Raw genomic sequence first — 11,510 nt, forward strand, 5'->3', positions numbered from 1 at the left:
TCCCACTCCGCATTCGTCAGATCCCCACGACCCATACCACCAGCGTGACCTCAACACCCCAGCCCCGTCAGGAGATCCGAGAAACAGCGCCTAGCCCTGGAGATCTGGACGAGGCCATCCGCACCTTCGAGGAACAGATGTGGGCACGGGCCGGTAGGTGGGCGAAAATCACGACGGCCGGTCTGGAACGCCTCGTGAGCCAGGACCCCACAGAAGCCCTCGCCCTCTTCGACCAAGTCCAGCCCTCCTGACCGCCAAGCGCAAGAACACCGGCACCAACAGCTCGCCGCGGCTTCACGGGACAGGCACCTTCCGGCAAAACCACCGTTACTGAGCTTTTCAGGTTGGTGCCGGCTGGGCCAGACTCAGGAGCTTTCCGAGGTGGAGGCGCGATCAGCTGCCCCCTGGACGGCGGGGATCAGGTCTGCGATCCGTTCGAGCTGGTCGCGCTGGGAGTGCAGGTCCAGGGCGCCGAGGCGGGCGACGATGTGCCGAGCACCGGCGGCGACGTACCGTCCTAGGCTTTCAAGCACCTGTTCCGCGGAGCCGGTGACAACTGCCTGGATCTTTTCCAGCTCCTCCAGTGGCATTCCGTACGTGGCCCGCGCGTAGTCGTCCAGTGCCCGACGGCCGCTCTCGAGGTCGTTGTCGATCCGTACCGAGACGAATAGTGCGGGGGTGATGTCCTCGGTCGCACGTCCGGCGTCGGCCGCCGCGTTGTGGACATTGTGGAGGCCGGATGCGTAGTCGGCGGGGTCAGACGGGTAGGGCAGCCATCCGTCGTACAGTCGGCCAGTTCGGGCCAGCGCTGCTGGTGTCGCGCCGCCGAGCCAGATGGGTGGACCGCCCGCTCGGTACGGCCTGGTCGTGGGCGGGATGTCATCGAACCGGAGGATCTCGCCGTGGAAGGCGTCGGCGCCGTCCCACAGGGCCCGCCACAGCGCGACAGTCTCGTCCAGGCGGGCGAAGCGCCGTTCCCACGGCAGCTCGGACAGCGTGTAGAGGGGCCGCCCGAATCGGCCAGGGAAGCCGGCGCCGACGGTCACGGTGAGTCGGCCACCGGACAGCAGGTCGATCGACGCAAGTGACTGCGCGGCCTGGATCGGCCGACGGAGGAACGGCATCAGCGCGGCTGTGCCCAGCGTCACGGTCTCGGTCACCGGGGCGAGTGCGGCCAGCATCGTGAGCGCCTCGATGCGCGGACTGAGCAGGGAATCGTTGGCGAAGAGCGAGGAGAAGCCCGAGCGTTCGGCGTACCGGCCGAACGCAATCAGCTCGCGAGGGTCGTCGGCAGCGCCCCACTGGGCGGTTCCGGTCGGAAGTAGTACACCGATGTCCATGTCGGCAATGTCCACGACCGGTACGAGTGGCGACAATTCCCTGCGGGGAATGGCCTCGGACCCCCCGCCGCCGTTACAACAGGCCCGTGGACTTTCCTCGTACGCTTCGTGACCGTCGTACCCGCCGTCATGTCAGCCAGCTCGACCTGGCGCTGCGAGCGGGCACCACCCAGCGCTACCTCAGCTTCATTGAATCTGGCAGATCTGTCCCGGGCCGGAACATGGTCGTGCGCCTGGCCGAGTCGCTGGAGCTGCCGCTGCGGGAGCGCAACGAGTTGCTGCTGGCCGCCGGGTACGCGCCCGCCTACCCGGAGAGCTCACTGGACGATCCGGTGCTGGCCCCCGTGCGCACTGCGATCGACCATATCCTCCGCGGGCATCTGCCGTATCCGGCGCTGGTTGTGGACCGGGGCGGTGACCTGATCGCCGCGAACACCGCATTCGACTTGATCACCGAGGGCGCGGCTGCCGAGCTGGTGGGTCCGGGCGCGAACATTTACCGCCTGGCACTGCATCCCGACGGCCTGGCTCCCCGTATCCTCAACCTCGCCGAGTGGGCGCGCCACATCTTGGTGCGCCTCGGCCATCTGGAGGAGTTGCGCACCGAGCTCACCGGGTACGTTCCCGAGCTGGAGCCGTCCTCCGGGCAACTCGGTTTCGCGGTGCCGCTCCGCCTGCGGTCCTCGTACGGTGAGCTGCGCCTGATGACGACGGTGACGACCTTCGCCACCGCCGTTGACGTGACGCTTGCCGAGCTGAAGCTGGAGGCGTTCCTGCCGGCCGACCCGGCGACGGCCGAGGCTCTCTCCGCAGCCGCCGGGGCAATGACTCGCGCTGCCGCCGATCAGGAGCCCGGGAACATGTAATCGGTCTTGATGCGGCCGTTGTCGTCGAGTATGAGCAGGTCCGAACCACCACCCACCACGTCGCCGGTTGCGGTGGACACCGCCTCCCAGCCGATCCTGACCACGTCATGGAGACGTATCGCACCGGGGCGCGCCCGGAAGGCGAATCCCTGTTTCTCGACGAACCGCTCGTAGCTTCGCGCCACTCGGGTCTCGATGGCGTCGTATCCCTGAGCCTCCAGAGTCGGGTGGTCGAAGCCGAGTTCCGCGGCGGTCTCCCGTATCTCCGCAGGCGGGTGAAGGATGTGGGTGCCGTCCTCGGCCCAGAGTCGCTCGATGGCCGCGCGGCGCTCTGCGGCTTCGGGCACATTCCATTGCGCCATGTAGCGGTCGGCCAGCTGCTGCGGGTCGATCTCGATCATCTTCGTCTCCTTGCCCGGGCAGGTCCATTGGGACCAGATCCTGCGGGGCGTAGGGGAGCCCGGCAATTCCCTTCAGGGAATGGGCCTTTCAAGTCAGAGTGAGGCGCCCCGAAGTTCTCGGACAGCGGTCCCCATAGGATCGAAGTCCAGAACGGCGGAGAGAGCACGTGGCACAGAAGCGTAGGAAGTTCAGTCCTGAATTTCGGGACGAGGCGGTCAAAATGGTAGCCGTGGAGTCCCGCCCGATTGCCGAGGTCGCCCGAGAGATACAAGTGAACGAGGGAACGCTGGGCACCTGGGTCAGCCGGTACCGGCAGGAGAACGCCGGGGGGAGCCTCCGCTGAACATCAGCGAACGCGCCCGACTGCGCGAACTGGAACGCGAGAACCGGGAACTCCGCATGAAGACCGAGTTCCTGGGAAAAGCGGCGGCCTTCTTCGCCCAGGAATACCGGTGCCGGAGAAGTACGAGTTCATCGACGGCGAGGCCGGAAACTTTCCCGTGCAGCAGATGTGCACCTGGGCGGGAGTATCCACGTCGGGCTTCTACCACTGGAGATCGAGGCCATTGTCGGCCACCGCGAAGCGCCGTGCGGAACTGAGGGCCGTCATCCTCCAGGTCTTCTCCGACTCCCATGAGACCTACGGCTACCGGCGTGTCCACGCCGCGCTCCAGCGGATGAACGTGCAGGCCGGAGCGGAACTGGTCCGCGCACTGATGCGCGAGCTCGGCCTGGTGCCATGCCAGCCGCGGCCCTGGCGGGCGACCACGATCGCCGATGATGCGGCGCCGGCCACGCCCGACCTGCCGGCCCGTGACTTCACCGCTGACGCTCCCGGGCGCAAACTGGTCAGCGACATCACCTACGTTCGCACCTGGGCCGGGTTCCTTTATCTCGCGACCGTCATCGACTGCCACACCAAAGCGGTAGTCGGCTGGGCGATGGCCGACCATATGAAGACCTCCCTCATATCGGATGCACTCGATATGGCGGCCCGGAACATCAACCTCGCCGAAGGCTGCATATTTCATTCCGATCGCGGAAGTCAATACACGTCTCGGGAACTTCGTTGCAAGCTCAGCTCGTTGGGCCTGCGAGCATCGGTCGGCCGCAGCGGTGTCTGCTGGGACAATGCAATGGCTGAATCATTTTTCGGCGCCCTCAAAAACGAACTCGTGCACCGAACTACGTTCCCAACGCGCGCACACGCCCACCGGGCGATCGTCCGCTACATCGAGATGTTCTACAATCGAAAACGCCTCCACTCCGGACTCGGCTACAAGACTCCCGCAGAAGTCCACGCCGAGTACGAGGAGTTGCAGGCAGCGGCATAGACAAGAACCCTCAACACCGCTGTCCGAGAAGCGCAGGGCCCCTCACTTTGATACATATGGATCTTAGCGCGGTGGTGGTCTTGAGGCACGTGAGGCACAGAGAGCGGAAGCGAGTCGCTCGCATCATTCCTCTGAGTTCAGGACTGAGCCCAGGACGCTATAGCCTCCGCCCGTGACCAACCATCGTGTCCAGAGCAACGAACCTGCGCGCGCCGAACTACCCCACTACCAAGAGATTCTGGACAACACGGACTGGGCTTCGCTCGAGACCCCATCAGGAACGGGTGAACTCCTGCCGACTGCCCTGGTACGACTTCTTCACGCGGACCCGCGTGTCAGGGCCACCGCCGTCGTGGATGCGCTGGGGGCAGTGACCCACCAGAACACCATCTACGAAGCCACCGTGCCTGTAGCGCTGTACGTCGCGACGGTCCTCAACCACCCGGCCACTGTTGCAGGCGGCTTCGAGCAGGATGCCGATCAGACACCGCACTACCTCACCCGCGTGGTGCTACTGGATTGGCTCAGCAGGACTGCCTACGACGCAGACGACGAATGCGTTGCCATCGGCGAGCGCAGTTCGGGCAGCGCGTTTCTCGACGAGTGTCCGGACATGCGTGCTTTTCGAGACCTGCGTCCCAGCTTCTACTCCGCCGTTCACCCGCTCCTCGAGCACGACGACGCGGACGTACGCGCGGCGGCTCTCGTCGCTGCCCTCCCCCTGGCAGAGCATCCCGTACTCGCTCAACACCGAACCGAACTGGTTGACCACGCCCGACGTCTGCTGAACACCAGCACCGACCGCTACAAACGCGACCGTGTCCTGGAAGCGCTGACGGCGTGGGGCCACGACATCAGCGGCCTGGAAAACGCAGACGATGTGGCAGTCCGTGAACTCCGAGCCCGGCGGATCGCCGAACGCTGGACGGGCGGCTGCTCAGAAGACCCGCCATTCTGACTCATGCCCCGCAGCGGTCCCGCATTGCACGGTCACTCAAGGTGCACGCACCACAGAAGCAGAAGCTGAGCCAGAACCAGCTTTCGTTGATGAAGTGATAGGCCACCGATTGTCGTGGTGGCGCGGGAATTGGGCATCGCGGCGGACACGGTCCGCAAGTGGCGTCGCCGGTTTCTGGCCGCCCGGCTGGACGGGCTGGTGGACGAACCGAGGCCGGGCCGGCCGCCCACCATCAGTGTTGATCAGGCGGAGGCGGTGGTGGTCAGCACGCTGGAGGAGATTCCGAGGAACGCTACGCACTGGTCTCGTGCGTCCATGGCCGACCGCAGTGGCCTGTCGAAGTCGACCGTGGGCCGGATCTGGCGCAGGTTCCAGCTCAAGCCGCACCTGAGCGACATGTTCAAGTTGTCGACGGACCCGCTGTTCGTGGAGAAGGTCTACGACGTGGTGGGGCTGTATTTCAACCGCCCGAAGGTGCGGTGGTGTTGTCGGTGGACGAGAAGTCCCAGATCCAGGCCCTGGGCTGGGGGTACGCCATGGATGGTGGCACGGTCACAGTCAGCGTTCGCCGTCGTAACGGTGAAGTCGTCGAAGACCAGGCGTGGTTGGCAGCCAGAACAGAGCCGGGACCGCCGACGGAGTGCCGCACATGAGGCCTCATCATGGACTCGTGACAACGTGGATGCGCTGCTACTGGGACGAGGAAGACGTCTGGTTCTACTTCGAGGTGAACGCCGAAGGCTGGGTGACCCGGCAGATCGAGCTCCAGGGCCCTGAACTGACGCCGATCGCAGCTGCCTCCCTCGACGAATGGCAGCAGGCCCATGACGCGGGCCTCCTCGACGAATACGACAACAGGTTCGGCATCACAGCTGAACTACCCGTCTCAGAGTGGGAAGGGCATGATCCGGAGCAGTTCACTTCCGAGGAGTTCGAGGAGGTCTGGGGCACGGCCCGCCGACAGATCTCAGCTCGGCCGACCTGACTCCTGACCAGCTGATCAGAACCTCCCGCACGCCGGGGGAACCTCAACCCCAAAATCGATTGACGGCGGTTGCAGAATCTCTGTCATGGGGACGGACATCAGCGGGTTTGTCGAGTGTCGAGCATGGCACCTCCACGAGGAGGGCGAGGACTCGGTTTGGCGAGCCGCCATCGACCTCTTCTTCCTCAACATCACCCGGAACTACGACGCGTTCGGCTGCCTCTTTGGAGTCCGCAACTACGCGAACTTCCGACCGCTGGCCGCAGACCGAGGACTCCCAGTCGATGCGTCGGAGACTGTTCGTGCCGAACTCGATCAACTTGCCCAGTGGCCGGACCAGGCATACGGCACCACCTGGATCACCTGGGCCGAGATCAAGGAGGCCGATTGGGGTGAGCCAGCTGAGAAGGCCGACAGCCGACTCCACCAGTACCGGCAGACTCCGGACGGGCTCAGGTTGACGGGGAAGTCCGCCTGGAGCTCTCGCTTCGCACAAGCTGTCGGCCTTCCTGCACAAGTGCCGGGCGAGGCTCAAGAGTGGCCCGAGGGGAGCGAATGGCTCATCGGCGACACTCTCTACAGATCCGAGAAACTGCGCCGTCGAGATGCTGTCCCGGAGACCGGCGAGTGGAAACCGGTCTGGACGGTCATGGAGGCTCTCGCATCGCAGCACGGCGATGACAATGTGCGACTCGTCGTCTGGTTCGACAACTGAGAAGTCATCTCATTTGGTGAGTCGGCGGTAGCAGATGAGGGTGCAGGCGATGGCGGCGAAGGCGAGGAAGTGTTCGGCTTTGCGTTCGTAGCGGCGATGGAGTCGGCGGCAGCCGGCGAGCCAGGCCACGGACCGCTCTACGACCCAGCGGTGGCGGCCCAGGCGGGTGGAAGACTCGATGCCTCGTCTGGCCAGGCGGTGCATGATGCCCCGACCGCGGAGCCATTTCCGCAGGTGACGGTAGTCGTAACCCTTGTCGCCGTGTAGCTTGCCGGGTTTGCGGCGGCGGGGACCGCGTCGTGAGCGGATCGGTGGGATACCCCGCACGAGCGGCTCCAGGCCCTGACTGTCATGCATGTTCGCCCCCGAAATGCCGATCGACAAGGGCAGACCGGTGCACTCGGTGATCAAGTGGATCTTCGACCCGTACTTGCCGCGATCCACAGGATTCGGACCTGTCAGATCCCCCTTTTCGTGGCCCGCATGTTCACCGAGTCAATCGCGCAGCGAGACCAGTCCAGTTCGCCGCGGGAACCGAGTTCGTCAAGAACCAGGCGGTGCAGCTTGGTCCACACCCGAGCCTTCGTCCACTCGGTGAAGCGCCGATGGGCCGTCGCCCCCGATGGTCCGAACGACGCTGATGGCACCTGCTGCCACGTGCAGCCGGACGTGGCCACGAACACGATCGCAGCCAGCACTTCCCGGTCACCGTGCCGACGTCGGCCTCCTCCTTGAGGGCGCAACGGAGCTTCCGGCACCACACGCTGGAACAACTCCCACAACTCATCCGGCACCAGCCGCTCAACGATCCCCACACCCGGAGCCTATCGAATACCCCAAATGAGATGACCTCTTACAACTGGACGGTGGTGCCGGGCTGGAGGAGGTCGATCGGGGTGCCGGTCAGGCCGTTCTCGCCGAGGAGATTGGCGGTGGAGTGCTGGCCGAGGTCGCTGAGCATGAGTTCGTGGATCTGGATGACGCGCTCGGGCTTGACCGTGCGGACGTAGTCGGCGGCTTCACCGAGCTTTGTCCATGGGCCGCTGGTCGGCAGCAAGAGGGTGCGTACGGGAGCGTCGGGCGCGAAGTAGGCGTCGCCGGGGTGGTAGACGGCTCCGTCATCGAGGAGGTAGCCGACGTTGTCGGGGCACGGGATGTCGGCGTGGATCAGCGCGTGGTGGTGGCCGTGGACGGTGGCGGTGATGGATCCGACGCTGAAGGTGTCGCCCGCGGCGACGGCCTGAACGCGGCCTCCGCGGCTGCCTAGGGTGGCGGCGACCGTGGCTGTGCCGTAGACCTGCAGCCCGGGCTGGGCTTCGAGAGCAGCGGCTACGAGCTTTTCGTCGAAGTGATCGAAGTGTTCGTGGGTGATCAGGACGGCGTGAGCCTGGCTGACAGCTTCTGCCGCCTCCGGGGTGAAGGTGCCGGGGTCGATGACCAGGCGGGTGTCGCCCTTCTCGAGCGTGACGCAGGCGTGGGCGTGCTTGGTGAGCTTCACAGGGGGCCCTCTCTGACCCGAGAAATATCTACAATCAGACTGTACACATCGACTGTAGATTTCGAGGGATCACTCGCGCCTCCGACCGGGCGCGACTCTGCGGCCTTTTGTTCAGTTCGGCAGGTTGGCCAACCAAGCTGTACAGTTTGGTGATAAATATGGGTAGAGTGGTGGCGCCATGGACAACGATCAACTGGCTGAAGAGCTCCGCCTGACCGTCGGACAGCTCGTACGCACCGTGCGCACTGCCGACAAGATGCCCCCCGGCGAGGCTGCCGTCCTGGGCTACCTGGACCGCAGCGGCCCGCTGACCACCGCCGATATCGCACAACAGCGGGGAGTGAGCCACCAGTCAGCCGCCAAGGCGGTCAAGGAACTCCTCGCCCAGTGCCTTGTACACGCCGAGGCTCACCCCAGTGACGGGCGCAAACTCTTGCTCACCCTCACAGCGGCGGGAAGCAGCCGGCTGGCCGAGGAGCGCCGAAGGCGTGCAGCCTGGCTCGGCACCGCGATCAACGATGTCCTCAACCCTGAAGAGCGGGAGGCGCTCGCGGCGGCGCTGCCCCTACTGTCACGCCTGACCGCACACTTGAAGGCCAAGTAGACCTGACCCCTTCGAGATTCACCCCTCTTGTAGGGCAACCACCTGCCTCGACCACGACTACACACCCGTGATCCCGCGACGCCGGCCGTTGTGACTGAGGAGCTCATTAAGTCTCCAGGGTCTGTCAAACGAGCGGCTCTGTTCCGTAGTCGGGACTCTGTTGGTGATCTTCAGGGGTTATCCGGCGGCTGCGGTGCAGAGAGTGTGGAAACGGCTTGATCGTGTACGACCTCGGGGTGTTTCGGCGATCCAGTCGGCGGTGCGGGTGAGGTTGCAGGCCATAGCGGTGAGTACGTGTTGAACATGCGTCTTGGCGAGCCCTCGGTAGCGGGTGCGGCGTAGGCCGTTGTTCCGGACGGTCTGGGAGAGCGTCGCCTCGATGCCGGCGCGGACGGCATAGCGTCGTTGCCATTCCTCGGTCTGCTGGTCGAGGCGGTTACGGACCTGGATCTCGTGCAACGGCTGTGGGAGCAGGGCGACCGAGCGGGGCCTGGTGGCCGAGGCGGTGCACGGGTGACGGTCCGGGCAGGCCAGGCAGTCGGCCTTGGCGAAGCGGAACTGGAGGTACTCGTGGCCGTTGATGCGGAGCGTCCCCGGCTGGGAGCTGGTCTTGCCGCGGAGGCACGTCGCCTGCCGTAGGTCCCAGTCGATCGCGAACGCGGACTTCCCGAAGCCCTCGCCGCTCCTGGCCTGGCGGCTGTGATCGGCGACGATCGGGCCGAGCAGCGTGATCCCGTGGACCTGCTGGGCGCGTTGGACATGGGCCGGGGTGATGTAGGCGGCATCGACCACGTGCTCAGCAGGGGTCAGGGCTGTCTGGGCCAGGCCGTCGTGGATCTGCTGGGTGAGCTGGCCGTCCTGGACCGGGGCGATCGTGGTGGCGACGTGCACCACGATCTCGGGCCGCTGTTCCTCGCAGGTCTCGGTGTAGTGCACGCGATAGCCGCTCCACTCGGTGCCGTTCTTGGTGCAGTAGTGCGCGTCGGTGTCATAGGGGGAATCGAAGCGCAGGCCCGCCGGTGGCAGCGCGGGCCCGTCGCGCCAGCGGAGCTGGCCTTCCTCGTCCCAGTAGTAGTGGTGGACCCACACCTGCCGCAGGACTTCAACCTGGGGAAGGGTCCGCAGCCGGCCCGGTGCGCCGGAGGCCCACAGGGCGGCCAGCACTTTCTGCCCGTCCCGTCCGAAGACCTCCGCCCGCGCGATCACGGCCTCCGGCCCGCCGGGCACCTTCCGGATCTCAATCTTCCGTCCGTACCGCTTGTCCCACCCGGGTTCGATCAACGGCTGCAGCCACCCCGGCGCGATCACGGCCAGCTCCTCCAGGGCCGCGCGCAGGCTCTCCCCGGCCAGCTCCAAGCGACTGAGGCGTCGCACCGCGGCCAGCACATACGTCGCGTCGGTACGCTGCCGCCCGCCGGATTTCAGCAGCCCCGCCTCGGTCAGCCGCGTGAGCATCACCTGCAGCATCCGGGCCGCCGCGTCACCTTCGACCAGACGAGCGCGGAAGTCGCACAGGAGCGAGTAGTCGAACCCCGTGTCCTCCAACTCCAGCCCCAGAGCGTACTTCCAGTCAATCCGCGTACGCACCGCCTGGGCCGCCGCCCGGTCCGACAGATCCTCGGCGAACTGCAGCACCGAGACCAGCGCCAACTGTCCCGGCGAGAAACCCGGCCGCCCATCGGAGGGATAGAGATCCACGAACTCCTCATCCTCGAACAGCACATCGAGACGGTCCCGCACCAGCATCGCGGGCGTCCCCTTCGGGCACGCCGCCCAGGCCGTGCGCACGGTCCGCGCCGGAATCCGCTGGTAGTCCCTCGGCTGCAACGACATCAGGCCCGCCTCGGCCTTGGCACCGCCCCGCTGTCTCCACTGAAGCACCGCCCGGAGCAGCTGTCAGCACCCCCTGAAGATCACCAACAGAGTCACGGCATTGCCCTTAGCCTCTGAGCGTGGCATCACAACGATGCCGTAGCTCACGGACCCCAGGAGAGCCGCGTGATCTTCCCTCTGGCCGACATCGACATCTACCAACAAGGTGTCACCGAGATCACCCCGCCCGGCCACTGCCTCGTCACCGGCATCGGACCCGACGGGCTGCTCCGCATGTTCCTGTACCAGGGCCCGGCCCCCGCGGACGCCGGGCTCTGCGGATCAGTGGTCCTCCCGAAACCGGACCAGGTCATAGCCGGACACCCCTTCACCGCCCACGCGCCCGACGGTGCACGCGTGCCCGGCAAAACCCAGAGCCCCGAACTGATGCTCGCCCACCTTGCCGAGCTGGCAGCCGCAGCCAGGAAGACGCCGTGACCGCGCCGTCCCGCCGAACACCCGGCAGGGGCGGGGGTCGGCAGGTCTACGGGGCGTCAGCTGCTCGATCCGACGCCCGGCAGCTGGGACGGCTCTCGCGCCGCCGGGGTCGATGGGGGGCCACAGAAGGCTGACCGAACCGGGGGGTTCTACGTGCCCGCGGCCATGATCCGGTGTTGTCAGAAGTCGGGCTGATCGGCGCCGTCGCCGGTGTTGTCGTACGCATTGACGTAGACGAGGCGGAGCTTTGGACCACAGTGGCCGCTGTCGCCGTAGAGCCCCTCATCGCCGAGCAGCTGGTGCGCGGCCACCGAGAAAACGCCTTCCGCTGAGCCGACGACCTCGCCCTTCGTGTCGAGGAACTCGTAGCGGATGTCGTATGCCATCGAGTGCCCGGCGTGGTTACTGACTTCGGCTGATTAGGGTGACGTTGGGTCGTCGAGGGTCAGGCCGGTGCCGGCTATGAAGCCGTCGAGGGTGTCGGGTCGGTATTGAAGA

General features: G+C 65.8%; 12 protein-coding genes and 4 pseudogenes. 9 read left to right on the forward strand and 7 right to left on the reverse strand.

The genetic code is table 11. From position 1 onward, the window contains the following. Window positions 1-86: 86 nt before the first annotated feature. Window positions 87-251: pseudogene (locus tag ACZ6KY_RS41700) on the forward strand (FAD-dependent monooxygenase); the annotation flags it as partial. Window positions 252-365: 114 nt separating this feature from the next. On the opposite strand, the gene ACZ6KY_RS41705 reads toward ACZ6KY_RS41700, so the two are convergent. Then, on the reverse strand, window positions 366-1,340 hold the full coding sequence (locus tag ACZ6KY_RS41705; RefSeq protein ID WP_469315465.1) for an LLM class flavin-dependent oxidoreductase: 975 nt from the start codon (window positions 1,338-1,340) through the stop codon (window positions 366-368). 86 nt (window positions 1,341-1,426) lie between these two features. On the opposite strand from ACZ6KY_RS41705, the gene ACZ6KY_RS41710 reads away from it, so the two are divergent. Further along, entirely contained in the window at window positions 1,427-2,206 is a 780-nt protein-coding gene (locus tag ACZ6KY_RS41710; protein ID WP_469315466.1) for a helix-turn-helix domain-containing protein, read from the forward strand. Here ACZ6KY_RS41710 and ACZ6KY_RS41715 read toward each other — a convergent pair. After that, entirely contained in the window at window positions 2,185-2,607 is a 423-nt protein-coding gene (locus ACZ6KY_RS41715) for a hypothetical protein (RefSeq protein ID WP_469315467.1), read from the reverse strand. The two genes, ACZ6KY_RS41710 and ACZ6KY_RS41715, sit on opposite strands and share 22 nt — an antisense overlap. Window positions 2,608-2,774: 167 nt before the next feature. Between ACZ6KY_RS41715 and ACZ6KY_RS41720 the strand changes: the two are divergent. The 5 genes and pseudogenes from ACZ6KY_RS41720 (at window position 2,775) to ACZ6KY_RS41740 (ending at window position 6,600) form a co-directional block, all read left to right on the forward strand. Beyond that, window positions 2,775-3,942: pseudogene (locus ACZ6KY_RS41720) on the forward strand (IS3 family transposase). Between the two features lie 172 nt (window positions 3,943-4,114). Next, window positions 4,115-4,900 (forward strand): hypothetical protein, encoded by a 786-nt coding sequence (locus ACZ6KY_RS41725; protein ID WP_469315468.1) that lies wholly within the window; start codon window positions 4,115-4,117, stop codon window positions 4,898-4,900. Between the two features lie 117 nt (window positions 4,901-5,017). Next, a pseudogene (locus ACZ6KY_RS41730) lies at window positions 5,018-5,421 on the forward strand (IS630 family transposase); the annotation flags it as partial. A 161-nt stretch (window positions 5,422-5,582) separates the two neighbouring features. Then, window positions 5,583-5,885, forward strand: coding sequence for a hypothetical protein (locus ACZ6KY_RS41735; protein ID WP_469315475.1), 303 nt, complete (start codon window positions 5,583-5,585; stop codon window positions 5,883-5,885). An 85-nt stretch (window positions 5,886-5,970) separates the two neighbouring features. Continuing rightward, window positions 5,971-6,600 carry a hypothetical protein gene (locus tag ACZ6KY_RS41740; protein ID WP_469315469.1) on the forward strand — a complete coding sequence of 210 codons (630 nt, stop codon included), beginning with the start codon at window positions 5,971-5,973 and terminating at the stop codon, window positions 6,598-6,600. Between the two features lie 9 nt (window positions 6,601-6,609). Here ACZ6KY_RS41740 and ACZ6KY_RS41745 read toward each other — a convergent pair. Together ACZ6KY_RS41745 and ACZ6KY_RS41750 are read right to left on the reverse strand one after the other, a co-directional pair. Beyond that, a protein-coding gene (locus ACZ6KY_RS41745) for an IS5 family transposase (RefSeq protein ID WP_469315476.1) occupies window positions 6,610-7,409 on the reverse strand; the annotation gives its coding sequence in 2 pieces (ribosomal slippage) (window positions 6,610-7,071 and window positions 7,074-7,409; 798 coding nt in all). 44 nt (window positions 7,410-7,453) lie between these two features. Next, window positions 7,454-8,098, reverse strand: coding sequence for an MBL fold metallo-hydrolase (locus ACZ6KY_RS41750; RefSeq protein WP_469315470.1), 645 nt, complete (start codon window positions 8,096-8,098; stop codon window positions 7,454-7,456). Window positions 8,099-8,276: 178 nt separating this feature from the next. Here ACZ6KY_RS41750 and ACZ6KY_RS41755 point away from each other — a divergent pair, with 178 nt between their 5' ends. Then, window positions 8,277-8,702: a MarR family winged helix-turn-helix transcriptional regulator gene (locus tag ACZ6KY_RS41755; RefSeq protein ID WP_469315471.1), complete on the forward strand. Its 426-nt coding sequence runs from the start codon at window positions 8,277-8,279 to the stop codon at window positions 8,700-8,702. 177 nt (window positions 8,703-8,879) lie between these two features. Here the strand turns inward: ACZ6KY_RS41755 and ACZ6KY_RS41760 are convergent, their stop codons facing one another. Then, window positions 8,880-10,583: an IS1182 family transposase gene (locus tag ACZ6KY_RS41760; RefSeq protein ID WP_469315472.1), complete on the reverse strand. Its 1,704-nt coding sequence runs from the start codon at window positions 10,581-10,583 to the stop codon at window positions 8,880-8,882. A 117-nt stretch (window positions 10,584-10,700) separates the two neighbouring features. Here ACZ6KY_RS41760 and ACZ6KY_RS41765 point away from each other — a divergent pair, with 117 nt between their 5' ends. Further along, on the forward strand, window positions 10,701-11,012 hold the full coding sequence (locus tag ACZ6KY_RS41765; RefSeq protein WP_469315473.1) for a hypothetical protein: 312 nt from the start codon (window positions 10,701-10,703) through the stop codon (window positions 11,010-11,012). A gap of 179 nt (window positions 11,013-11,191) precedes the next feature. Here ACZ6KY_RS41765 and ACZ6KY_RS41770 read toward each other — a convergent pair whose 3' ends face one another. After that, window positions 11,192-11,398 (reverse strand): hypothetical protein, encoded by a 207-nt coding sequence (locus ACZ6KY_RS41770; RefSeq protein ID WP_469315474.1) that lies wholly within the window; start codon window positions 11,396-11,398, stop codon window positions 11,192-11,194. A 33-nt stretch (window positions 11,399-11,431) separates the two neighbouring features. Then, a pseudogene (locus ACZ6KY_RS41775) lies at window positions 11,432-11,510 on the reverse strand (transposase); the annotation flags it as partial.

Source organism: Streptomyces sp. NPDC042002, from assembly GCF_055588305.1.

Excerpts from the sequence above, each read along its gene's own strand:
- ACZ6KY_RS41705 (WP_469315465.1), bottom strand. The coding sequence starts at position 1,340 with ATGGACATCGGTGTACTACTTCCGACCGGAACCGCCCAGTGGGGCGCT.
- ACZ6KY_RS41715 (WP_469315467.1), bottom strand. The coding sequence starts at position 2,607 with ATGATCGAGATCGACCCGCAGCAGCTGGCCGACCGCTACATGGCGCAA.
- ACZ6KY_RS41735 (WP_469315475.1), top strand. The coding sequence starts at position 5,583 with ATGCGCTGCTACTGGGACGAGGAAGACGTCTGGTTCTACTTCGAGGTG.
- ACZ6KY_RS41740 (WP_469315469.1), top strand. The coding sequence starts at position 5,971 with ATGGGGACGGACATCAGCGGGTTTGTCGAGTGTCGAGCATGGCACCTC.
- ACZ6KY_RS41755 (WP_469315471.1), top strand. The coding sequence starts at position 8,277 with ATGGACAACGATCAACTGGCTGAAGAGCTCCGCCTGACCGTCGGACAG.
- ACZ6KY_RS41770 (WP_469315474.1), bottom strand. The coding sequence starts at position 11,398 with ATGGCATACGACATCCGCTACGAGTTCCTCGACACGAAGGGCGAGGTC.